General features: G+C 53.9%; 18 protein-coding genes, 1 tRNA gene and 1 pseudogene. 4 read left to right on the top strand and 16 right to left on the bottom strand.

The genetic code is table 11. The features are described from left to right. Positions 1-544 precede the first annotated feature (544 nt). The gene (locus SH467x_RS03055; RefSeq protein WP_482369823.1) at positions 545-4,309 is read left to right on the top strand and encodes an Ig-like domain-containing protein; all 3,765 of its coding nucleotides are present in this window, start codon (positions 545-547) and stop codon (positions 4,307-4,309) included. A 1,102-nt stretch (positions 4,310-5,411) separates the two neighbouring features. Here the strand turns inward: SH467x_RS03055 and SH467x_RS03050 are convergent. Next, the gene (locus SH467x_RS03050; protein ID WP_482369822.1) at positions 5,412-7,133 is read right to left on the bottom strand and encodes an amidohydrolase; all 1,722 of its coding nucleotides are present in this window, start codon (positions 7,131-7,133) and stop codon (positions 5,412-5,414) included. Positions 7,134-7,159: 26 nt separating this feature from the next. After that, on the bottom strand, positions 7,160-8,260 hold the full coding sequence (locus SH467x_RS03045) for a Gfo/Idh/MocA family protein (protein WP_482369821.1): 1,101 nt from the start codon (positions 8,258-8,260) through the stop codon (positions 7,160-7,162). A gap of 235 nt (positions 8,261-8,495) precedes the next feature. Here SH467x_RS03045 and SH467x_RS03040 point away from each other — a divergent pair, with 235 nt between their 5' ends. Continuing rightward, a complete protein-coding gene (locus SH467x_RS03040) occupies positions 8,496-9,101 on the top strand; it encodes a response regulator (RefSeq protein WP_482369820.1) in 606 nt (201 codons plus the stop codon). A 268-nt stretch (positions 9,102-9,369) separates the two neighbouring features. On the opposite strand, the gene SH467x_RS03035 is transcribed toward SH467x_RS03040, so the two are convergent. Both SH467x_RS03035 and fabD read right to left on the bottom strand, forming a co-directional pair. Continuing rightward, positions 9,370-10,647: a lactonase family protein gene (locus SH467x_RS03035; protein ID WP_482369819.1), complete on the bottom strand. Its 1,278-nt coding sequence runs from the start codon at positions 10,645-10,647 to the stop codon at positions 9,370-9,372. A 183-nt stretch (positions 10,648-10,830) separates the two neighbouring features. Next, positions 10,831-11,742 (bottom strand): ACP S-malonyltransferase, encoded by a 912-nt coding sequence (gene fabD, locus SH467x_RS03030; RefSeq protein WP_482369818.1) that lies wholly within the window; start codon positions 11,740-11,742, stop codon positions 10,831-10,833. Between the two features lie 151 nt (positions 11,743-11,893). On the opposite strand from fabD, the gene SH467x_RS03025 reads away from it, so the two are divergent. After that, complete coding sequence (locus tag SH467x_RS03025; protein WP_482369817.1) at positions 11,894-12,193, top strand: hypothetical protein; 300 nt, start codon at positions 11,894-11,896, stop codon at positions 12,191-12,193. A 569-nt stretch (positions 12,194-12,762) separates the two neighbouring features. Here SH467x_RS03025 and rpmF read toward each other — a convergent pair. Then, the gene (gene rpmF, locus SH467x_RS03020) at positions 12,763-12,942 is read right to left on the bottom strand and encodes a 50S ribosomal protein L32 (RefSeq protein ID WP_482369816.1); all 180 of its coding nucleotides are present in this window, start codon (positions 12,940-12,942) and stop codon (positions 12,763-12,765) included. 86 nt (positions 12,943-13,028) lie between these two features. Then, entirely contained in the window at positions 13,029-14,381 is a 1,353-nt protein-coding gene (locus tag SH467x_RS03015) for a beta-ketoacyl-[acyl-carrier-protein] synthase family protein (protein WP_482369815.1), read from the bottom strand. A gap of 863 nt (positions 14,382-15,244) precedes the next feature. On the opposite strand from SH467x_RS03015, the gene SH467x_RS03010 reads away from it, so the two are divergent. After that, positions 15,245-15,318 (top strand) — tRNA-Val (locus SH467x_RS03010). A 214-nt stretch (positions 15,319-15,532) separates the two neighbouring features. Here SH467x_RS03010 and SH467x_RS03005 read toward each other — a convergent pair. From SH467x_RS03005 to SH467x_RS02960, 10 genes and pseudogenes are all read right to left on the bottom strand, one after another. Continuing rightward, positions 15,533-16,426, bottom strand: a pseudogene (locus SH467x_RS03005) (tyrosine-type recombinase/integrase); the annotation flags it as partial. A 194-nt stretch (positions 16,427-16,620) separates the two neighbouring features. Then, positions 16,621-16,833, bottom strand: coding sequence for a hypothetical protein (locus SH467x_RS03000; protein WP_482369814.1), 213 nt, complete (start codon positions 16,831-16,833; stop codon positions 16,621-16,623). Further along, a complete protein-coding gene (locus tag SH467x_RS02995; protein WP_482369813.1) occupies positions 16,830-17,339 on the bottom strand; it encodes a hypothetical protein in 510 nt (169 codons plus the stop codon). Before SH467x_RS02995 ends, SH467x_RS03000 begins: the two co-directional genes overlap by 4 nt. A 107-nt stretch (positions 17,340-17,446) precedes the next feature. After that, entirely contained in the window at positions 17,447-17,926 is a 480-nt protein-coding gene (locus SH467x_RS02990) for a hypothetical protein (protein ID WP_482369812.1), read from the bottom strand. A gap of 62 nt (positions 17,927-17,988) precedes the next feature. Continuing rightward, positions 17,989-18,243 carry a helix-turn-helix domain-containing protein gene (locus tag SH467x_RS02985; RefSeq protein WP_482369811.1) on the bottom strand — a complete coding sequence of 85 codons (255 nt, stop codon included), beginning with the start codon at positions 18,241-18,243 and terminating at the stop codon, positions 17,989-17,991. 38 nt (positions 18,244-18,281) lie between these two features. After that, a complete protein-coding gene (locus tag SH467x_RS02980; protein WP_482369810.1) occupies positions 18,282-18,608 on the bottom strand; it encodes a hypothetical protein in 327 nt (108 codons plus the stop codon). A gap of 2 nt (positions 18,609-18,610) precedes the next feature. After that, a complete protein-coding gene (locus tag SH467x_RS02975; RefSeq protein WP_482369809.1) occupies positions 18,611-18,994 on the bottom strand; it encodes a hypothetical protein in 384 nt (127 codons plus the stop codon). Positions 18,995-19,055: 61 nt separating this feature from the next. Beyond that, positions 19,056-20,726, bottom strand: a complete 1,671-nt coding sequence (locus SH467x_RS02970) for a hypothetical protein (RefSeq protein WP_482369808.1) — start codon at positions 20,724-20,726, stop codon at positions 19,056-19,058. Between the two features lie 463 nt (positions 20,727-21,189). Then, positions 21,190-22,035 (bottom strand): hypothetical protein, encoded by an 846-nt coding sequence (locus tag SH467x_RS02965; protein WP_482369807.1) that lies wholly within the window; start codon positions 22,033-22,035, stop codon positions 21,190-21,192. A 137-nt stretch (positions 22,036-22,172) separates the two neighbouring features. Beyond that, the gene (locus tag SH467x_RS02960; RefSeq protein ID WP_482369806.1) at positions 22,173-22,397 is read right to left on the bottom strand and encodes a helix-turn-helix domain-containing protein; all 225 of its coding nucleotides are present in this window, start codon (positions 22,395-22,397) and stop codon (positions 22,173-22,175) included. Positions 22,398-22,431: the final 34 nt, after the last annotated feature.

Genomic DNA, 22,431 nt, shown 5'->3' with positions numbered 1-22,431 from the left:
GCGTATGCGATACCCCCGGTGGTTTCCCATGGATTGAGCATCCCGACGGGATGCAAGCTTCACGCCTGAACATCTTCGCGTTCTGAATCGAGATGCGTTCGATCGCACGCAGGAACTCCAATCTCGATCAAGCCATCGCATCGCTTTAATCCCTTCGGGATAGAAGAAGGGGTGGGGGGGACCGGGGGTATCGCTCGCGCTCAACCCCCGGCTACAAGCTTTGATCCTTTCAGGATCGACAGAGGGATCTGTTGAGGACAACAGATCGACCCCGTCGAACGTTCGTCCTCGACCGTTCCAGAACGAGAAAAATCGACAGCTTGCAATGAACGCTTGCCTCGCGGAATTCCCTATTCATTGCAGCGAAGTTCTTGTTCTGGCCATTGGGGTTCGTTTACGGCCGGGCAAGGCTCCCAAAATTCCAAAAAAAATATTCGCGCCAAATTCTTGCGTTCGTTTCATCCCTCGATAATTTGATTCTGTTGCTGTGAGTTTAACTCACGCCCTTACGCCCCTTCTTTACTTGTAGCAGCGAGTACGAATCATGCCCCGTTTTCGTGGTCTGTGGATGGTCGTTTGCGCCTGGACTGTGCGCACCATCAAAAGTTTCTTCATCCAGTCGCAGGGATCCCGTTATCGAGAGCGAGTTGCTTCTCGGCGTCCCAAACTGGAATCGTTTGAACCGCGCGTCGTGATGGCCGCCGATACCTTGCCAGGATTGGTTTGGGAACACAATGCGAACCTAGCCAGCGACGTGGATGGCGATGGTGCCGTCGCCGTCTCCGACGCACTCTTGGTCGCCAACGGATTGGAATATGTTTACGGAATGGGAGGCTCGGACGCTTATCGTTTCGACTCGTCCTACTTCTTCGATGTCAACGGTGACTCATCCTTCGATTACTCCGATTGGACCGCCGTCGTCCACTCGGTATCGGAGACATTGAGCTCCCCAGCAAGCGAGTTGAGTACTTCCCCATCGCAAGACAGTTCGCGTGGCCTCTACCCCGACTATGGCCTTGGCAGCTACCCCGACTCCGGCAGCTATCCCGACTACGGCAGCTATCCTGACTACGGCAGCTATCCCGACTATGGTCTGGGAGACTATCCCGACTACGGTCTCGGCGACTACCCAGACTCTGGCACCGGAGACATGCCTGATTCTGGATCGGGCAGCTATCCCGATTACGGATTAGGCGATTATCCCGACTCTGGGACGGGAGGCACGCCCGACTCAGGTTCCGACAGCTACCCTGACTATGGTCTCGGTGACTACCCCGATTCCGGCACTGGAGGCACGCCCGACGCCGGATCGGGGAGTTACCCTGACTATGGATCAGGTGGTGGTTCAAGTTCTGGCGGTGACACAAGTTCTGGCGACGGGTCCAGCACTGGAGGCAGTACCGGAGGCAGCACTGGAGGCAGCACTGGAGGCAGCACTGGAGGCAGCACTGGAGGCAGCACTGGAGGCAGCACTGGAGGCAGCACTGGAGGCAGCACTGGAGGCAGCACTGGAGGCAGCACTGGAGGCAGCACAGGCGGCAGCACAGGCGGCAGCACAGGCGGCAGCACAGGAGGCAGTACAGGAGGTAGTACAGGAGGTAGTACAGGAGGTAGTACAGGAGGTAGTACAGGAGGTAGCACTGGAGGTAGCACAGGAGGTAGCACAGGAGGTAGCACAGGAGGTAGCACAGGAGGTAGCACAGGAGGTAGTACAGGGTCAGGTGACTCTGTCGAACCACCGGCTGCACCTGCGCCCCCACCACCACCACCTCCAGCCGCGCCTGTTCCTCCCACCACCGGATTGTCTCAAGACTCATGGTGCGGTGATGCGGACGCAGACGACGACGATGGTGTTGGCCTGAACGCTGTCAAGGACTTTCTGTTGAGACCAAAATCGGAAGTCTCTTTGATCCCGATATTGGCAAATGATACGATCCACACGAGCGAGAGCTTCGATCACACAACTTCGGTGCAAGTCAGCGGTAATAGCGGTTTCACTTTCTCCCCCATCAATGGAGATCCCGACGATACCTTCTACTGGTTTGAAAACATCCAAGGAAGTTCAACGTTTACAACGCGTGAGAAAGAAGCGATTTCAACTGTTACCATCACTGGCTTGGAGTTTCGCGATGATTTAGGATTGCGATCCTACTTCCCCGAGGGTGGTTGCTCTGCGATAGCTGACGGCATTTCGGAAAACGAAGAGATGCCGGCCTCGGCCACGATGCGATGGGCATGGTGGGGAGGTGGTAAAGTGCAGATCAGCAATGCGTTCGGTGTCACAACAATCGATGATGTTTATTTCATAGGTGGTGTTGTGATCGAGGAAGATTCTGAGGTCGCGTCGCTAGGCAAAGGGACGGGGATGTTCGTCACCCACGATTGGTCTTTCCAGTTGGCCCTTCCGAGCTTCAACGGATTTTCCCAATCGCAATCGATCGCTGGTGATGGGTTGCTCAAATTCAACGCTGCACCCAAACTGGTAATCAACGATCCCCCCGATGAAGGAACTGCGGTCATCGAAAGTGGAAAAATCCGATACACACCGGATGCAGACGCAGAAGGGGCGGATAGCTTGAAATACACGGTTATCACGCAACTCGGTGATTCCGTCCAAGCGAGCCTTGAGCTGGGGACTATGGACCTGGACGCATTCGATGCGGCTTCGAACCGACTGACGGAAGTAAAAGAGGACAACCCCGGACTGCAGCTCATTGTCAACAACGACGATGACAACACGAATTCCGTAGAAGACCACATGGATTCCGGATTCAATGACCCGGATCTTCATAAACTCGAACTCTTTGCCAAGGGTGGAGAGATGACAGCCGAACAAACTGGCTACTACACCCTTTCGTTCGACAATACGCGGGTTCGCGTTTGGTTCCAACAGGACAAGTCAACACCGACGGAGGGGACGGCGTCCGAAGTGAAATCGGAGCAGACCATTATCCCCTTCAATGGGATTTCCAGTCCAACGAAGCTATGGGTAGAGGGTGTTGCGGAAGGACAATCGACGATCGCTATGAAGTGGCACGATTCCACCTTTCAGTTCTCTGGAATCTTTGACACGATCCTCGTCAACGCGACCGACCCACTGGACCCCATCCTCGATTTGGACATCGATAGCGACAATAACAATATCGTTGATCGAACCCCAAGCGAAGACGCCATCGAAAACGTAACAGGTCAAGGCAAGATCCTTACCATCAAAGCAAACAAAGCAACCCAAATGGTTTTGGATGCGAATGGCGCTGCGGAAGAGCTAGTCGACCAAGGTCATATTGCGAAACTGGTTGTCCCTGTTGGGTTGACAGTCTGGGCAAATGAGGAGATGACCGAGCGGTTGGTCGATGCTTACTCCGTTTCGACGCCAGAGAACAAAGGGATCGTCGAAACCTACCGTTGGAACAAGTCGCAAAAGTGGCCATCTGTCGTCTATGTCCACGCAGACGTAGAGATTGAGTCACAGTACTCCATTTCCTGGGTGCTTGAAGCCGGGCAGTCACAAAGCGTTGCACTTGACCAGGTTCGTGTGCTGGCAAGACTACAAAACGTCTTGATTGTAGGTGTGGACGGGACGAACTCTCGCGAATGGCTATCGGGTCCAGATGCAAAAACGAAATACAATCCCGATCGGTGGAACTCGCATACGCGAAACCTAGTTGACTTAGATATTACTGCTAAATTCGAGTTTTACAAACACGGGCCGGACGGCGTAACGGGAGGTAACGTTGACGCTATCTACCAGCAGACTCTCGATCAAGTTGCTTCGCTTTACAACTCGACAACCCAAAAGCCCAAGATCGCTATTTTCGGCTTCAGCCGAGGAGCTATGGCTGCATTGTGGATATCTAACTCACTTTCCAAAATGGGGATTCCTGTTGAAGTCTTGTTATTAATGGATCCGGTCGACATGGCTGCTGAAATTCCGACGACAACTGCAGAAGTTGAGTCGGGCATCAAGAAGTTAGTAATAATCGGTCCTAAAGAGGGAGGGTCAAATGTCGATTATTGGTATTTCAGACGAATGGCGTACGATACCAGAATCCATGCTGCGCCATTGAATGTTACGACTGACATTAGAAGACCTTCTTACAATGCATCCCATGGTGCGTTGGGGGGAATGCCTGGTTTCAATGATGCGGAAGAAAATGGGCACTACAACTACACTCTCGATCGCCAGCACAGCATTGAAGTACACCAATTGATCCTAAACGAGTTACTTGCCGCCGGCATCGAAGTAACGGGAGTGCCAGAAGAGACATATGGATTTCCTCACTATAATCCGACTGCGCAAGGTGGATGATGAAGTTAGCAAATCATTCGACAGCAATGATACTACTTGGTTTTCTATTTCTAGCGATATTGCTGAATCTGATGGCATTAGGGCTCGGGGCAATGTCCTCATTTGCCTTAATGAATCGAGGTGCTGCAACACCTTCAACCTCAGTATGGAGAGCGCTTTGGTATTTATGCGGTGCGTATCTCACTCCATTAAGGTGGCTAGGTGGTTATGGACCTCTGACGATACTTGTTGCTTCAATCGTAGAATCGCTTTTGGCGTCCGTTGTCGTTGCAGGATTCGGATTTGGGCTTCGGATGTCTAGAAACGAAGACGCAAAACCACTATAGTCGTTTGTCAGAAATGCAAACTTAAGTGTTGATTCCATTCGAATCAACGCGATTTATTTTAGGGCTGGTTGGCAAGGCTTATTCGCTTGGCGGAGAGTGCCGAATGCCGACCGGCCTTTTTGTTCTCTAGGTAGGATGGTTGTGTCATGCCCGACAACAACGTGAAAAACATGCAATCAGATGTCCTTGCAAGGGACAGACTGGTTTCGATGATGGGGTATCCCGTCAGGTGCAGCCTTCTGTTTGTGGTTTGCTTCGCCAACGCAAGTTCCGTGAACGCGGTTGCGTTTGTGGTCTACATATATTGCGATTTTACGGCCGTCGGAAGAGAGCGAGGTCGTCTACCCAGTGCGATTCATTCGCTGGTTCGATCGGTGAGCCATTCGATTCTGACGTCGAACAGTCGTCCTCGACTGTTTCTGCACCGAGTACCACCGTTCGATCGACCAAGCCACCTTTCCCTAGCACCGTAAGGGAGAGCGCCGTAGGGGGAGAGATTCTTGACTGGCGCGATGTGTGAGGCGATGCAGATCTGTTGAGGACAACAGATCGACGATGTCGAACGCTCTCCTCTTTTTGTCCTGAAAGGACTCGAGCCATTAGCCGGGGGTTTCGCTTGCGCTCAACCCCCGGCTACAAGCTTCGATCCTTTCAGGATCGATTGCCCAAGCGAGCGACCGCTCGTTGAGCAATGCCCTCACGGGGAGCCCTCCGCCTGGTCGAGTTCAGACTTGTTGCATTGTCGAACAGTCGTCCTCGACTGTTTCTGCTAGACGTTAGCGTTCAAAAACGATGCGGCCGTCGACGATGGTCAAGCGGACGTGGGTGGTCTTCCAACGGTCGAAACCGTTTTCAAAAATATCGTCCGATAGCATCACTATATCCGCCAACATCCCCGGCTTGATCATCCCCTTCTTGCTCTCGGCGAACTCGGCATACGCAGAACCGACGGTGTAAGCCCTTACCGCTTCCTCCACCGTGATTTTCTGCTCCGGCACCCATCCGTTCGGATTCTTCCCGTCCAGCGTCCTTCGCGTGACGGCCGCTTCGATTCCCGCAATCGGATCAAGGGGTGCCACATTCCAGTCGGAACCAAACGCAAGGACGACGCCTGCATCGAGCAAACTGCGGAACGCGTAAGTCCCCTTGGCTCGATCGTCGCCAATGCGTTTCCAAGCCCATCGGCCATCGTCTGCGCAATGAAAGGGCTGCATGGATGCGATTACCTTGGTCGTTTGGAACCGCGGTATATCCACAAGTCGCAAATGTTGTGCATGCTCAATACGAAACCGTCGATCGCGATCGGTTGCTGCAGAAGAAGTCTGCTCGTAGATCGATAAGATCGTCTCGTTCGCGGCATCGCCGATCGCATGGATCATAATTTGAAGGCCTGCAGCATCGGCGCCGCGTACCCGCTCCAACATCGCCCCTTCGGGAAACATTTCGTCGCTTGGCAATCCGTTTGTCCGAGGTTCATCCAAGTACGGTTCAAAGAACAAGGCGGTTGTCGAACCCAGGCTTCCGTCAGCGAATCCTTTGAGCCCTCCTCGTCTCAACCAATCATCTCCAATCGCAGCCCGCAGATTTTGTTCCGCCGATCGTTTCCACTGCGGGAGCGGGGCTACCGCATAAATCCGCGTTTTCAGCTCCCTCTCTTTGCGCAACGACTGGAATACCGGGACATACTCTTCTCCCGACATGTCTTGTACACTGGTCACGCCAAGGGAGGCGGCATGTTCCGTCGCGGCTTTGGCTGCACTCCGTTTGGCCTCCCAGCTCAACGCCGGAATATTCTTGGTTACCAGATTCATGGCTGCATCTTTTAGCACCCCCGTCGGTCTTCCCGTCTCTGGCTCGCGTACAATCGTCCCACCGGGAGGATCAGGGGTGGTTTCATCGATGCCCGCAAGCTTCAAGGCATAGCTGTTGGCCAAACCCATATGGCCGTCCAATCTGGAGATGAATACACCCCGATCCAATGTAAAAGCATCGATCCAATCGCGATGCGGCAAATTTCCTTCGGGCCAGTTCTCATGATCCCAATCCCCTCCCACGATCCAACGGCCCGCTTCTAAGCCTTTGGAAAAGGCCTCGATTCTCTCTCGGAATTCGGCAGGCGTCGCCGCATTTCGCAGCTGCACACTGGATAGCTGCTGCCCCCCTTGCAAAAAATGGACGTGGCTATCGTTAAAGCCGGGGAGAATCACCCGTCCTTCCGCACGGATGACCTCGGTTCCGTCACCCAGCCAATCCCGCATGGAATCGTTGTCCCCCACGGCGACGATGCGTTGGCCTCGAATAGCAACAGCCGCTGCAATCGGTCGATCGGGATCCATCGTATGGATTTTCGCATCGAGCAGCACAATGTCCGCACGTTCCGATGTCTGGGTAAATCCACGAGGGCACGCTGCAAAAGAAGTGAAGCAGGCCACTGCGAGGGCAGTTCCCCAGGTGACGATCGACGTAAAGATCGACGTAAAGATCGATTCTCGAAGCATCCGATTTCCCCTCATGTTTTGCCTTCTTACTCAGCGTGTTGTTTTTTTGCGGATTGGTAAAGCTGATTCATGACCTGTTGGGTCTGGAGGCAGATATCGCCCCAAGTCGGATCGAGCTGCTTCGACTCCACAATCTTTTGAAACGTTTCAAACATGTTGATTTCTTGAGCCGGGGCGAAACCGGAATCGTATTCTCGGACTGCGAATCGCTGCGTGTGCTGCTGCATGTGAAACGAACATCCTTGGACGTTGAAATAAGGCTGGCTCACTTCGTAAGCCACTTCGCTGCCGAAAAATGGCAACACGAAGTCGTCCAATCGTGCATACCCCTTGGTTCCGCTCACATGAGCCCATTGCTGATTCTCGGTAAGGAACGAGCAGTAGAACGAGGCGGTCGAGCCCCCTGGGAAATCAAGTTCCGCAGAGAACTCTGCAGGGACCTGATCCTCGCTCCCGGCTCCTTGAAGCGTTGCGAGGGTGCGACCCGAAACGCGAGTCGGCATGGCAAAGCAATGCACCCAAAGAATGAAACGGATGCAATACCAACCCAAATCCCCTAAACATCCAAACGGTTCAAGTTTGCTATCGGTGCGAATATTCGACTTGGCAAACTCGTCACCGCCGTTGAAGGAAAATTGGCAAGCGATCCTACGAATCGTACCGATCGATTCGGGACAAAGGAGAGACTCGCGAAGCTGGGGAAGGCGGGTTGAGTGCATGAACATGACCCCGTCCATGAATTGCACTCCCTTCTTACGGCATACATCGAGAATCTCCTCCATGTCCTCGGTTGTGATGGCTGCAGGCTTCTCCGCCAAAATGTGTTTCCCGTGTTCAGCCGCGCGCAGAATCCATTCTTTGCGAAGCCCCGTTGGAAGAGGGATATACACGGCATCGATATCGCTTCGCTTGAGCAACGCGTCGTACGAGTCCATCGCGTCGACACTTAGACGCTGGGGGGTGTGAAGACTGCATTCCCGAACGAACTGTTCAGCCGCCTCGCGACGTCGACTGGCCACCGCTACCACCGAGCTGCGAGACGTCTGCGCGATCGCACGCCAATTCTTTTTAGCGATCGATGCGGCAGACAGAATGCCCCAGCGGCACGAAACAAGCTCCGACGACATAAGGTTTCCTTCCAGTTGATGTAGAACGCGTGGTAATCCCCAATCGCGTAAAGCCACGAATTTACCAAGTTTACTCTTTTTGAAATCCGTCTTGACCCGGTTTCCCCCGCTTCGATATTCTCCGCCCAACTACGGTAGGCTCGGTAAGTTCGGAAGACCAGGAAAGGTCACAGAATAGACCGAGCACGTCAGCTTGGCGACCCGTCGTCAATATAGTAAAGAACATTCAGGAAGGATGGTTCCCCCTATGTCCAGTACAAAAACGGTTTTCACGACCGGCGAGGCTGCCAAGATCTGCAAGGTTAGCCAACAGACGATCATTCGTTGCTTCGACAACGGCACTCTCAAGGGATTTCGTGTCCCTGGCAGCCGCTTCCGTCGCATCCCCCGCGACCAACTGTTCGTCTTCATGAAAGACAATGGCATCCCCACCGACGCGTTGGAAAGCGGCAAAAAGAAACTTCTGATCGTCGATGACGATCAAGATCTCGTGGACTTGATGTACGACATGTTTGATCGGGACGGCCGTTTCGATATCCGAACGGCCAACAACGGGTTCGACGCTGGCATGCAAGTGAAAGAATTCCGTCCTGACATGGTCGTCCTCGACGTCATGCTTCCCGATATCAACGGCAAAGAAGTTTGCCAGCGAGTCCGAAGCGATCGGACCATGGACTCGGTCAAGATTCTGTGCATCTCCGGCATGATCGAACACGAACGCGTAGCCGAATTGCGAGCCTCTGGCGCGAACGACTTCATGCAAAAGCCGTTTACGACCGACAAGCTCTTGGATCGCGTCTGCGACATGCTCGAAATCGATCGCCCCGTGGCTGTTGGCTAAGCATAACACAACTCGGCGGCACGGGCTGCCTCTGATTTGTGTATGGCCTTCAGCCAATAATATCAGGTGTGGGATCCGAAACCTGGGGTGTTACCCCAGGCTGTGTTGTGCATGCCCTTCAGGCAAAAGAATCGGTCGAGACGACTGCTCGACAGTCGATCTGTTGTCCTCAACAGATCTGCATCGCCTAACGCATCGCGCACGTTAGTAGGCTCTCCCTCTTCGAAATTGGCCAATGGCCATAATCGCCAAAGCCTAGGGCAACGCTCTATGTGCTGCTGAAACGGACAACAGATGGGTTCCCGACGGCAGCGAACTTGCCACTGAACTCCAACTCGCCGCTGGTGCGATCGATTCGGAAAATAGCTAGGTTGTCGCTCCGCTGATTGCAACAAACCAGCCAATTGCCACTAGGATCGATCGTGAAACTGCGAGGATAATTTCCTTGCGTCCAGACTTCCCCCACATAAGTCAGCTTGCCTACCTCGCCGATGCGAAAGATGGCGATACTGTCGTGCAATCGATTCCCTGCATAGACAAATCGACCATCCTGGGAGACCAAAATCTCGGAGCAAAAATTGCTCCCTTCAAACTTGGGAGGCAACGTCGATATCGTTTGACGCTCGTCCAAGCCGCCGGTCGTGGTATCGAACTCGAACAAGACGACCGTCGAACCCTCTTCTTGAATGGAATAGAACCATTTTCCGTTCGGGTGGAATTGAAAATGCCTCGGACCATCCCCGGGTGGCAACGCGATAAAGGGCTTCGGTGCAGGGGTTAGTTTGCCGTTCGCTGCGTCGAATCGCCAAATGTAGATGCGGTCTTGCCCGAGATCGCAGTGGATTACCCATTTGCCTGTGCTATCGGTCTCGATCATGTGCGCGTGCGTTCGATCGTGACCGCTTATGGCAAAGCTTCCCTTCGGTGCATGTTTGGCGCGTGTCGGTCCGATGTTCCCTTCATCGGTTTGGACGTCAACGGCTTCACCGACAGCACCATCGGGCAGGATGGGATGGACGGCGATGGAGCCGCCGAAGTAGTTTGCGACCAATAGAAATTTGCCATTCGGATGCAAACTTACATAGGTGGGCCCGGCGCCTCCCGACGAAACGGTGTTGACGAGCGATAGCAATCCCGATTCAGAATCGATCTTCCAGGCCGAAACGGTGCCGTGGTTCTCTGCTCCCACCCGATCGGTTTCATTGGCCGAATAGAGAAACGACTCCGCTTTGTCGAGGACCAAACAGCTTGGGCTCGTCCCCAACTCCGCAATTCCAATCTCCTTGAGCTCGCCGGATTCGGAATCCATCTCGAAAATATGGATTCCACGGCCATTGCCCGGCGGCAAATCGACTTGCGTCGGCAAAACATCCTTCAAGGGAGAACTAAAAGTCCCAACATAAGCCCGAACCGCTTTCTTCGACCTTGAAGATGTGGCATTTAGGATTGAGTCGGTACCGACCAAATGAAGCGTCACAAAACCAAGGGTTGCACCCGAGATCCATTGGCGGCGAGAGGGGGTATGCAAATTCGGAGAAGGTGTCATGGTGGGGGTGGGATGGAAGGGTGGGGGTCGAATCAACGAATCGGTCGTGTTTTGGATTGTAGCGACATCAAGGAGTGCTCAGATTTGCCAACGGGCATTTCCTCTCGGCTATGCAACAACCGGGAATCGCTTGGCAGGAACGCCTCACACTCTTGAATTCGTACGACAGGCTTCATTGGGTTCTTAATCGCCGAAGCATTCGCAAGGGGTTTTGCGGTCGATGCGTTTGAGTGTGCCAGCTAGGACGCGACCGGAACCGATTTCGTAGAATTGATCGACCCCGATGGCTAACAGCTTGCGGAGCGACTCTTCCCACAAAACTGGGGAAACCATTTGCCGAGTAAGGAGGCCGCCCAGTTCGCTCGGCTCCTGGTGTTCGCTGGCATCCACGTTGGCGATCAGTGGGAAGCGAAGCGGCAGAAGGTTCGTTCGTGCAATAGCGGCCGATAGTCTTTCGACGGCAGGTTTCATGATGTCCGTGTGAAAGGCACCTGCTACGTTCAATCGAATGAATCGCGATGCACCCGCCTCGGGGGCAAGCTTTTCGGCGGCATCGAGCGAAGCCAATTGCCCGGAAATAGCGATGTTCCCGGGACAAAGAAGATTGGCGACCTGCAATACCTCACCGGGTTGCCTAGCTCGGTCGCATAATTCTGCCACTTGCGATTCCTCCAAACCCAGCACGCTCGCCATCCCGCTCGCGATCGCGGAAGCCGACTCTTGCATGGCAGCCCCTCGCTCTCTCACCAAGCGGACTCCATCAGCAAAGGAGATGGCCCCTGCGGCACAGAGGGCTGAGTATTCACCCAAACTCAAGCCGGCGAGGGCGACCACCGAGTTCAAACACTCCGGTTTCTCTTCAAGGAATACGGCTAACGCAGCCATCGAATGGACAAACAACGCAGGTTGAGAATTGTTCGTCAGGTGCAATTCGGCCTCAGGCCCTTCGGTGCAGAGCTTGGCCAGATCAAAGCCAAGGATGGTCGAGGCCTCAGCAAAGAGTTCACGGGCTTTCGCACTTCGCTCGAGAAGCCCCTTGCCCATGCCCACTGTTTGAGCACCCTGTCCAGGAAATAAAAGAGCAATATTCGGCACGATGGTGATTGGGTGAGAGAGTGAAAGGTGGTGAGTTGCGAAGAACGTGTTGTTAGTTCGTGGTTCTTAGTGCTTGGTTCTTGTGTAGTAACCGTTCTCTGAACGGTGTTCCGCCGGGCATCGCACGGCGTCTCTTCAAGATTGGAGCGGGGTGCGAACCTACAAGAAGGAGGCATTCCGGAATGGGGCATTGTACAGCAGTCGCTCGCGAATGCTTACCCCCAATGGTCAAGCCAGAATCCTTGCCAATTGCAATGGCAAGGCGCCGCCTGCGAACGTCGAACAGTCGTCCTCGACTGTTTCGGCGCTGAGTACCATCTTTCTATCGACCAAGCCACCTCTCCCTCACGGCGTCTTGGGAGAGATTCCTGACTGGCGCGATGCGTTAGGCGATGCTGATCTGTTGAGGACAACAGATCGACTGTCGAACGTTTCGCTGTTCTTGTCCTGAAAGGACTCGAGCCATTAGCCGGGGGTTGAGCGTATGCGATACCCCCCGGTGGATTCCCATGGACTGAGCATCCCGACGGGATGCCAGCCGCACGCCTGAGCATCTTCGTGTTGTTAATCGAGATGCGTTCTATTGCAAGCAGGAACACCAATCTCGATTAAACCATCGCATTGCTTTAATCCCTTCGGGATAGAAGAAGGGGTGGGGGGGACCGGGGGTATCGCTCGCGCTCAACCCCCGGCTACAAGCTTTGATCCTTTCAGGATCGATTGTCGAGCCGGCGTCTCGACTGTTGGCGCATTGTCGAACAGTCGTCCTCGACTGTTCTTGTGAACTACACACCCCTGCTTGGCAAAGAAGATTCCACGCGTCGCAACCATTCTCCGAAAAAGGCCGCCGAAGGCGCAGCACACGAGAATGCAAAGGGGCCGCCAGTTCGCTGATCGCACGAAGATAGGGAAGCAGTCAAGGACGCTCGCTAGACCGATGCCTGCTAGGCAGAGAACGCCCGGCTAGACCGACGCCTGCTAGGTAGCGGGCCGCCCGCTAGACCGACGCCCGTTCCGCTACTACTCGCTCACTTGAACGACGACACGACCCATGTAGTAGCCGCATTTGGGGCATACGTGGTGCGTCGGAGTCGGGCTGCTGCACTTGGGGCAGAACTGGATTTGACGGGGCTTCTTTTGGTGATGCGCTCGTCGCTTGCCGGATCGTGCGTTTGAATGTCGTCTCTTAGGTACTGCCATGTTGAAAACTCAGCAAAAATCGTCAAAAACAAAGGGCTTTTAGGAATTTTTGGGAGCGAAAAGAGTACTAGCTCCCGGAAAGACTGTCAAGCCGAAACGTAACGTCGGATACAAACACCTGCCGCTTGGCCTTGGCTGGAATACGAAAGGCTAGCGAACCAGTCCCCCGATGGCGCGCCATCGGTTGCAGGTCGGATGGAGCAATCCCTATCGACATTTTGGGGATCGATCAGTCCAAAAATTTGTTGATGTTCCAAGGCTAAACAGCTGGCGACGATCTCCACCGCCGCGCTGCCAGCCCCCAAATTGCCAAAATAGCTCTTGGCCGTAGTGACCACAGGGCCGGTTTCGCCAACGCAATCCATGATTCCGAGTGCTTCCGACCGGTCGTGCTCCGGCTCGCTCTTGCCGCACGCATGGATATGCCAAGCGTCTGGGGCGAGCTTCGCACCCGCGGCCTCCGCCTTGCGTATCAAGCTGCGTAGAACGTTTGAAGTCGCGATGCGGATGCTATCGATTTTGGCTTCGTGCAATTCCGCACAGACGGCGGAACCGGCTCCCCCCATGATTTCGCCCCAGATCTTGGCCCCTCGGACCTTGGCATGTGCCAGCGATTCCAGGACCAGTGCCCCTGAACCTTCGCCGAGGATCCCACCGCTACGGTCTTTGCCGAATGGCCGCGACATTTTGGTTGGGTCGGAGTCGTTTGCGAGTTTTTCGGAAGTGGCGAAATGGAGGGCCCGCAAGGGCTCCAAGCGGGATCCGGTCGCTCCGGCGAGCATGACATCGGCAGAGCCTCGGCGGATCGTCGCGACCGCTTCCGTGATCGAAGCCGCACTGCTCGCTTCGCGTATGGTGACCGAATTGCTAGGGCCACGGAGATCGTTATAGATCGCCACATGGCTGGCGGGCATATTGGGGAGATATTTCAAAAGCCAGAGAGGGTTGACTTGCAAGCGTCCTGTTCCGGGCCAAAGGGGCATTTGGAAATGGTGCTGGTCGTCCATGCAAGCCTTCACGCCGTCGGCAAACTCCTCCGGCCGCGTGAGGATATAGTCACTGCCGAAGACGATCCCTGTTCGATCCGGCTGGCGGAGGGAGGGATCGGCCAGACCGCTATGATGGAGAGCTAATTGGCAAGCGGCGACGCCGAGCTCGATTTCCCGGCACATCACCTTTTGATTTTTTTTGATCGCCCGTTGCAAGGCCTTGTCGAGGGGCCCAAAGTCACCGATATCGCCGGTGAAGCATTTGGCTTGCCCACCGAATCGAGCGGTTTGGCTGTCATGGGGAAGGCAATCCAGTTGGGAGATCCCACAAACACCCGCGGAAAGATTTTGCCAGAAGGACTCCAGGTCGCGGCCGAGCGGGGAAACCACTCCCAGTCCGGTGATGACGACACGTTGGTGGTCAGGCAACAGCGAACAGGCAGATGACATGGGAATCCGTGGATGCGGGGACAGAAGAGACCTTCGGCTTCGTCGGTTTCGTATGGAAAACTAGGGAATCGGCGTTGCTAAGGTGCGCTTAGACAAAGCGCGAACAAGAAGAGCATACCCGCCCGATGAAGTCAAGAGTGGCGAGTGGCGAGGAGCAGGGAGCATGGAGCATGGAGCAGGGGGCAGGGGGCAGGGGGCATGCGTCGAACAGTCGTCCTCGATTGTTTCTGCGCAAGGGAAAATCTACAGAGTGACTCGCGAGTTTTGCAGATATTCACGGCCGTTCACCCATCATTCTCCGAACGGAGTTCTTGGTGCAACCGGTTGATTCGACGGCAAAAGGGGCGATCGATGGGCCGGTAGTGTGAATACGGGGGAAGCAGTCGAGGACCACTGCTGTACGGGGTGTAGAAGCGTCGTCTCGACGGTTTCCCAATGTAGATCCGTCGTCTCGACGGATTCTTTTGCCTGAAGGGCTTGCACAACATAGCCTGGCGAAACACCCCAGGTCTCAAATCCCACACCTGGTTTTGTTGGCTGAAGGCCATACACAAGACTGGAGCTCCTCGCGCCAACATGATTCCAGTACGGGACCGAGCACGCGTTGCCCTAGGCTACGGTGTTTATGGCCGTTGGCCAATGTTGAACAGTCGTCCTCGACTGTTTCTCTCTCTCTCGAAACGCCTGGCGAAGACCGGCTGCTCCCCACTCCCCACTCCCCACCTGCTCCCTGCCCCCTGCTCCATGCTCCATGCTCCATGCTCCATGCCCCTCGCTTCTCGCTTCTCGCTTCTCGCTTCTCGCAACTATCCGTATCGTGCTCTTGACATTTGCGAGCCGATTTAGAGAATGCGGGGACAAAAGGACGGTTAGCTCAGTTGGTTAGAGCACCACGTTGACATCGTGGGGGTCGTTGGTTCGAGTCCAATATCGTCCACTTGGGGCCTACATAAACATTGGGAATGGTGCGAATTCCCAGGGATTTCTGTATACGCTTCCTCCCCTTTCATCCCGTTTACACCGGTTTCAGCTTCGGGTATCGCTTCGGGTTGTCGGGCTCTTTCGATGACTGCATCCAAGTCGCTCTCGGTGACTTGCCAGTAATGCTCCTTCGCAATCTGTTCCGTGTGTCCGCAGATCGCCGCCGCAACGTGTCCAGGTAGCGAACGGGCAAAGTCGGTCGATCCGCTCGCGCGTAGGTTCTGCCATAGCTTCGGCCATTGAAGTACCTTCGCCTTCTTGATGATCTTCTCGAGTGTCGTTCTAAGATTCGTCTCGCCGGTCAGACCAGGGAATACAAATTCGCCAGAAGGTCCCTCCATGTGCCAGGCGAGCAACTCCTTTTCGATCTCCGGAAGCATAGGGACGGTTCGAACCTCTCGCTTCGCGTGTCGCTCGGTCTTGCTCGATCCCACAACGTGAATTCTCTTGGCCTCGAAATCAACGTGAGCCCATTCAAGCTTGGCGGCCTCCGAGGGGATCCGAAGTGCTCCCAGCCGAGCCAGTACCAAGAGCGAACGCCAACGAGCATTGGGAGCAGCTCGCAGGACCTTCGAAAAGGTCGCCATGGAAACATACTCTTGGCGGTCTTTGTTCGATCGAACCGAAGCCGGCAACCTTTCGAACGGGTTTCGATCAACGATCCCATCGGAGACAGCCTCCGAGAAGACTTGTTTGCAAAATCCCATCCGGCGGCGAATGGTGTTGTGCGAAAGGCCTTTCTTCTCCTCGCCCTTCTTCACCTTGTCCCGCTTGTTGGTGCCGGCAAGCCAGGTTCGGAACGCGCGAGCATCCACCGCGGTAATGTCCCGCATCGGCTTCGACTTGCCGAAGTACTCCTCCAGCCTCTTGCGTGTGTGGTTGAATGCGACTTGGGAGGATTCTTTGATATCCAGCTTCCGGCCTTGAACGAATTGTTCCAAGTACTCGCCGAGGGTCGAAACTTGGGTAGCCTTCCTCCCAGGGCCCTCTTCCCCAGCTTCAGCGCTAATGAGTCCGCAGCGAATGTACCGCTCCCGGATCTCCGGCTTCAGATCCCCGATCATGACCGCATAGCGTGGTTCGATCGATCTCCCGGTGATGATCGATGCGAGCAACGCTTCGACTAGGCGAACATGCTTCGAACCGTCCAAGTCGTTTGACTCGCCGAGTCGCAACGTCTTCCGCCGGCCGCATGGGGAATAAAACTGAACCCATCGATGCTTGGGCGATTGCTTTGGTGTAACGAGTGACGCCATGGTTATTCATCCTCTTCATCGTCGAAGCATGGGAGCGAAACATTCGGGGACGTGTAGACATCGGTAACCGATATCTCGCATCCAAGCAGCTTGTTTAATTGCTTGACAAATCTCTCTGCCGCGTCTGCCTCGCTGGATGCGGGCAAGATCGCATTGAGACGGAAAGACGCCTGGACATCGACATAGAACTTTGGGTTTTGTTGCTGTGTGCTCATTCAAACACTCCAATTGACTCAAGGTAGTTTCCTGTAACTACATGGCCCACGTTGGATTCGAGTATCCCGGAAACCAACTCTACCAAGCCGAACCATGGAGAAAGGGATTCGCATGCTCTACCAAACCAGTACTGCAAAGCTTCTTCAACCGCTATGGTTTCGCACTCAAGCCGTTCAGAAACCTTTATTCGCAATGCGTCGTTTGCACTGAGGACCGACCTAGTGTAGTCCAGGTCGGCAAACATCGATCGTTGCAGATCAATTTTCAAGAGTCCGCAACCTGTTTCAGCAGCTATTCCAGCAAGCGAAATCAAAACATTATCTTCCAAACGAATGCGTGACTCGCTCGCAAAAGAACAGCCCGAACCGTCAGGGTATACAATCGAGTCGGTAACAACCCCGGTTCTAGCCCACCGCATAACACAGTGCCCCGCTTCGTGTGTGCATGCGGTTGTTATTGCATCTTCATCAAGAGAAGAGTTTTTACAAGTTTTGTTTGTGCCCATGACTTCCCCAACTCATGAAGTTCGTTTATTAACATTCGCCCCAGTACACTCAGTAAGTGCGTACCGGTAGCGCAGTTGTTTTATATGAATCCAATTTCAACGGCCCATTAACACTTGCCGCCGGGTATGCAGTCCAGGAAGTGGAATTGCTTCTTCTTCAATATCTCGGCGGTCTTTCCAACAATGTCCCAATTGCCCAACAACGTGTCGAAGGTGAATTGGAACGCTCGATCAATTCGACGATGGGAAGCTTTTGCGAGCCAGCCCCAGCCGAACAATTGACATACAGCAGGAGCAGGCCTTGTGAACATGCAAAGCAGGTCCTTAGGGTGTATCGTTTCATCGTCTAGGAATCCTTCTTGCATGCGAGCCCCAACCCATCCAGCAAGCGAAATAGCCTCCATTTGCTGAAGAGTAAAAAACTCCGTATAGATGCTTTTGGCGATCGCGGTATAGGTCCCATCTCCAACCCGACGACAGAAGCAAACCGAAGGGGCGCGAAACTCAAGCATCGCAACCGCCGGGGATGCAGCTTGGTAGCATGCAATCCAGTGTTGTCGGTCTTCTTGCTTGGTTTCGGTCTTCATCGGCTTCGGCCTCCTGTGCGTGGCATTATACAGTTATTTCGATTTTCGCAACAACCGATTTTCTACTTTTCGGGAAAAAGTAACCGAGGGGTTACCCCGTAAACTGCAGCTAGTTCGGGAATGATATCCAGGTCAGGGCTAGACTTTCCGGCCTCCAGTCGAAACAAAGCAGCTTTCGAAAACGGGACTCCTCTCGCGTGCAGCTCAGCTACGACATCTTCCGCGAGCATCTTGTTTTTTGCTCGCAGCTTAACCAACCGATCGGCGAACCGGTTTCGATAGGTGCTCAGGTCTAACGGCTCGCGTGGTCTTGCCATCTTGTTGTGTCTCCCTCTTGGTGTGTGTGGTGTGATCGCTAGGACTCGCCGCCCGATCGCTCGCCATTGTAGCCACCGGTTCGATTCGTCTGCATCACAAAATCCTTACAGCGGTCTACGGCAGCTCGGACCCTTTCCCCGGCTTCCAGGACATCAGCTTCGTGCTGGAGTAGTCTTTCCCGAGACATCCCTTCGATAGGAAGATCCAGTCGGCTCCAGTCGTCCAGCGCGAGAAGCAACTCATCAAGGATCGATTGTCGCCTCGCTCGCTCCTCATCGGTGAAGCGGCCTTGCCGCAGGATGATCCGCATCAGCTTTATAGCTCTCCCGATGTTCTCTTCGAATCGTTCTCCTGGATCCACCATGCTTAGCATCTCCCAAACCTTTGATCTCGCTTCAACTCCAAATCGTGAATCGATCGAGTCGATACGTTAACAAGAGCATCGCGGGAGAACGGCTTCGGCCGGACATCGAAACCGCAAAGAGCGAGCCCGCAAAGGAACTCACCCAACGGAACGTGTCCCATCTCGCCGGCATCGCGAAGAAGTCTCTTCAACCGCATAGCAGATATCTTGCATGCCTTAACCTTCCGAAGCGATCGAACGGCCCGCATCGCCTCGAGGGTCCCGCGTGTCGTCGGCATCCCGGCGGCGTCTTGTGGTCGAACAAGGAAGCCGAACCGATCCAGGGTGTAACCTTCTGGAAGGGTAATCGACTCGCTTGGGTGGTGGTGAGTTTGCTTGGTGGCCATGGTTGTTCCTTGTAGTGATTGGCTAGCCTGGTGGGGGAAGAGTCCACTGGCGGAGAGGGGCTTATTCCAGTGCCTCGAGGACCCTTTCGATATTGGTTGGTAGCTCTCGCATCCTTTCGCATTCAACCATGGATGTAGTCGGCCCGGTCTCTACTGACTCAGTGCGAAGGCCAAGCCGCCTCGCTGTCGCTTTCAATTGCTCAGGGGTGACGATCTTGTCGGTGATGCTCCAACCTTGTGTGTGTTGGGCTCTCCATCGCCCCGAAGCTTGAACTTCGTCTAAGTCTTTGATTGCAAATGCGAAATCTGAACGTGATCTCTCTTTAACAAGATGAAGCCCCTCAAACGCAAAATTTGAAAATGCGAAATGAACCCCGTTTCGCTGCGAAATCAGATAATCGCGATCGGTCGGAGACTCCTTCGCCATCTTCTTTAATTCGCTGCATTGTGAAACGGAAAGAACCCCCGAATACAACGTTTGCGTCTTCTCGATGATCGAATCGATTTTCCGTTGCCAATCTTCAATGGTTACTTCGGGAGTCCTTCGCAGTCCCTTACAGGTTCGAATCGGCCTAGGTGCCTGTCGGTCGACCATTGAAACATGGTGCTTGAGAGATGTAGCAAGCCGCCGGAATTCCTCCATCGAATCGCAGATACTAAAAACATCGTCAGCCCGGCCTTTAATCTCGCCACTTGTGAAGAGAACAAAACATTTCCCGTCCTCGCTATCCTCACTGAAAAGAGACCACAAGTTACCTAGGCCTTTGCCTCTCTCGATCTCCTTTTCCGCAGAGTCCAACGACGCGAAAACTTTCTTGGTGATCCGAACCGCTTGAGCAAATCCGAGGATCAATGCTCGCGACCATTCGAAGCCGAGGATCCGACGAGCGCAGCTATCACAACTCCAAGACTTGCAAGCCAGGGTAGCAGCGAGAAGGCTACCATAGACATTCGACGCCGAGTCCTCTTGGGTGTCATGCTTCGTGAATAGTCGATGGAATGCGCAACTATCTTGATGTGAGTAATCAAGATCTCCTTCAACGGTGCTTTGTCGCTCCGCTCTCGCTAGCTCAGCTTCAATAAGAATGCGATCGGAGATTATCTCCGCTTCGTCTTTATTCCTCGCGATCGCTTCCGCTAGTGAGTCGTCGTAAAGATGCTGCAGCATGTCGGCCCCGATCTTTCGGCGATCGGCCGGCGTAAGCTTGAACCCTTCGCCTCCGGTCAGCGCAAACCACCAATCGGCGAAGTCGTTATGCTCCTTCGGTGGGCTCGCAACAAAAACCCTTCTCCCAGTTGCCTCTTCCAGCTCGCTCGCTTTGCGTTTGACGTCTTGTCGAATCTGTTTTTGTTCCTCGCCTTGTGCATCGTTTTCGCAAAGGAGAAAAACCGATCCCTCGAACCCTTTAACGTGTGCGTGAACTTTGTCGAAATTGCAAAGCCGTGATGGTCGGCCGATCGCAGCGAAGCCGGCATCCATCGCCGCGCACGTATCGAATCCGCCTTCGACAATAATCAGGGCTCCCAGTGCGTTCTGTTCCCAGGAGTCGGAGAACTTAAAACCCCTCTTGTGACGAAACTTAAACCGAGTTTCTGAACCGTCTGACTCTTTGATCGGTTCCCAAAATCGATTCTCAATACCGACAACGAGCCCGTCTTCTCGCCTCTCCGGGATCAAAAGGTAATCAGGTCGGCTATATGCGATCGCTCCGAGCCTACGAAGTGATTTCATAGTGACGCCTCGCTTCTCAACCCATTGTTGAAGAGAAGGCTTGCGACTCGATTCCTTGCTAGCGTCAAGCCAGGTTCGGAAATCCTGGAGGAAGGGCTTTTCGTCCTTCGGTGGCTTGCTTGAAACAGTCCTCTTCGGGAGTGATTGTAAATAGCCTTCATCCAGGAAGTGAAGGAATGAACCGTTTTGAATTTGATGTTGAGATTTAACTCGCCAGCACAACGCGCGACGACCGTCGGCAGAGATCGCGCATTTCCTAACAGATTCGCAGATGGGGCACTGCGCAGCGGTCGACCATTTGGGCGCCGTTCCTTGGCTTGTTGGTGGCATGGTGCTATAATGTTCATGGCTTTTGGTGAGCTCCTCTTTGTTGCAACCCGCGATCGGTTCCCCAACTCGATCGCGGGTTTTTTTACGTCCAATGCGAACGCAAAACGATTATTGAATTCGGGCGATAACGGAACTACAGCACGGCCATCTCAGCCGGTTGAATTTCAGTGAGCCAGGCTTTCAACTTCGCATTCAAAGCTTTGTTTCGTTCAATGAAAAGCTTTTTGCGTGCTATCTCTTCCGAGTAGGTCCTTTGCGAGTTCTCCGATACGCTTGGATCCATCTTTTCGAAATCGATCTCTCGCAGTTGTCTAGTTCGCATCGCGATTGTTTCGCCATGCTGTTCATTCGCCTTTTCATTGTCGGCGATCTCATTTTCGATATGACTGAAGAGCGCTCGCTCGACCCCAGGCAGTTCCACTAGCGGTTGTCCCCGCATGAAAAGCAGGCAGTTATCGCGAGCTTGAAGGAAAAGGATCTCCGCGACTGCAGCTTCGCGTTTTTGCCGAAGCATCTTTCCTTTCAACTCGTCCACCTTCTTTTGAAAGTATTCGTGGTTATTCGAATCGCTCGCCAGTTTGAGTCTGTTTTCGAGTTGGGCAATCTCGATCGATAATGCGTTAAGCCGCGTCTTATGGTCGGAAGAGTGCTTGCCAAGCGAATCCCTGGTTCTAGCGAGTTGTTGATAAGCTGGATCCAGCCGATTTAACAGTCGTTCCAAAACGGGCTCAATCGATCTATCTCCATCAGCAGAAGCAGCCTTCAAGGCCGGTAGCTTCACAAAATCCCTAACCGTCGCATCAAATTCCGATGCTCCGATCCCTTCGGCTTCAAGTGTCTTGATGAGTTGTTCATCAACTTCGCGATTCTTCGCAGCAACTTCGCTTGCAACGGAAAAGAGGTCGAAAGCTTTGCCTTTCTTGATGTTCGCTTTTTTTGCTGCGAGATAGTCAACAGCCGAATAAATACCTTCTGACATAACAAAGACTCCATCCGGTAAGAAGGTGACATCGCAGGGGTACCGGCGCCCGTGTGATGCGTGAAAGTATGAAAGAGGACCGCCGGCAACGCTGAGCGCTGAGAATCGATCGAAGACGCTACCGGCGATCCAGTGTGTTAAACGTGTGCCGGCTCTTCGTGTTGAAGACCGATCGAATTCGACTCGGCAAACTCATCGACAACATCAGTATCAAATCGAATTACCCGGCTCGAAAGTCTGACATACGGGAGCATTCCGCGATCCTTCCAATTGTGGACGGTTCTGGGATTTACCTGGAGTCGCTCAGCAACGTCTCGAGCAGTCAAAAGACTCTTGCGATCGGTTTTTTTGTCTTGTGCCATATTTATTTCTCCTTGTGCTGGTCAACGCAACGAA

The organism is Brakhagea slesvicensis, assembly GCF_052161625.1.
Classification (GTDB): Bacteria; Planctomycetota; Planctomycetia; order Pirellulales; family Pirellulaceae; genus JBKCUI01.
The sequence above is the reverse complement of the archived record's forward strand: the minus strand, read 5'-3'. Positions and strand labels throughout refer to the sequence as shown.

Coding starts and splice junctions, on each gene's coding strand:
- SH467x_RS03055 (WP_482369823.1), top strand. CDS start 545: ATGCCCCGTTTTCGTGGTCTGTGGATGGTCGTTTGCGCCTGGACTGTG.
- SH467x_RS03050 (WP_482369822.1), bottom strand. CDS start 7,133: ATGCTTCGAGAATCGATCTTTACGTCGATCTTTACGTCGATCGTCACC.
- SH467x_RS03045 (WP_482369821.1), bottom strand. CDS start 8,260: ATGTCGTCGGAGCTTGTTTCGTGCCGCTGGGGCATTCTGTCTGCCGCA.
- SH467x_RS03040 (WP_482369820.1), top strand. CDS start 8,496: ATGGTTCCCCCTATGTCCAGTACAAAAACGGTTTTCACGACCGGCGAG.
- SH467x_RS03035 (WP_482369819.1), bottom strand. CDS start 10,647: ATGACACCTTCTCCGAATTTGCATACCCCCTCTCGCCGCCAATGGATC.
- rpmF (WP_482369816.1), bottom strand. CDS start 12,942: ATGGCAGTACCTAAGAGACGACATTCAAACGCACGATCCGGCAAGCGA.
- SH467x_RS03015 (WP_482369815.1), bottom strand. CDS start 14,381: ATGTCATCTGCCTGTTCGCTGTTGCCTGACCACCAACGTGTCGTCATC.
- SH467x_RS03000 (WP_482369814.1), bottom strand. CDS start 16,833: ATGAGCACACAGCAACAAAACCCAAAGTTCTATGTCGATGTCCAGGCG.
- SH467x_RS02995 (WP_482369813.1), bottom strand. CDS start 17,339: ATGGGCACAAACAAAACTTGTAAAAACTCTTCTCTTGATGAAGATGCA.
- SH467x_RS02990 (WP_482369812.1), bottom strand. CDS start 17,926: ATGAAGACCGAAACCAAGCAAGAAGACCGACAACACTGGATTGCATGC.
- SH467x_RS02985 (WP_482369811.1), bottom strand. CDS start 18,243: ATGGCAAGACCACGCGAGCCGTTAGACCTGAGCACCTATCGAAACCGG.
- SH467x_RS02980 (WP_482369810.1), bottom strand. CDS start 18,608: ATGGTGGATCCAGGAGAACGATTCGAAGAGAACATCGGGAGAGCTATA.
- SH467x_RS02975 (WP_482369809.1), bottom strand. CDS start 18,994: ATGGCCACCAAGCAAACTCACCACCACCCAAGCGAGTCGATTACCCTT.
- SH467x_RS02970 (WP_482369808.1), bottom strand. CDS start 20,726: ATGAAATCACTTCGTAGGCTCGGAGCGATCGCATATAGCCGACCTGAT.
- SH467x_RS02965 (WP_482369807.1), bottom strand. CDS start 22,035: ATGTCAGAAGGTATTTATTCGGCTGTTGACTATCTCGCAGCAAAAAAA.
- SH467x_RS02960 (WP_482369806.1), bottom strand. CDS start 22,397: ATGGCACAAGACAAAAAAACCGATCGCAAGAGTCTTTTGACTGCTCGA.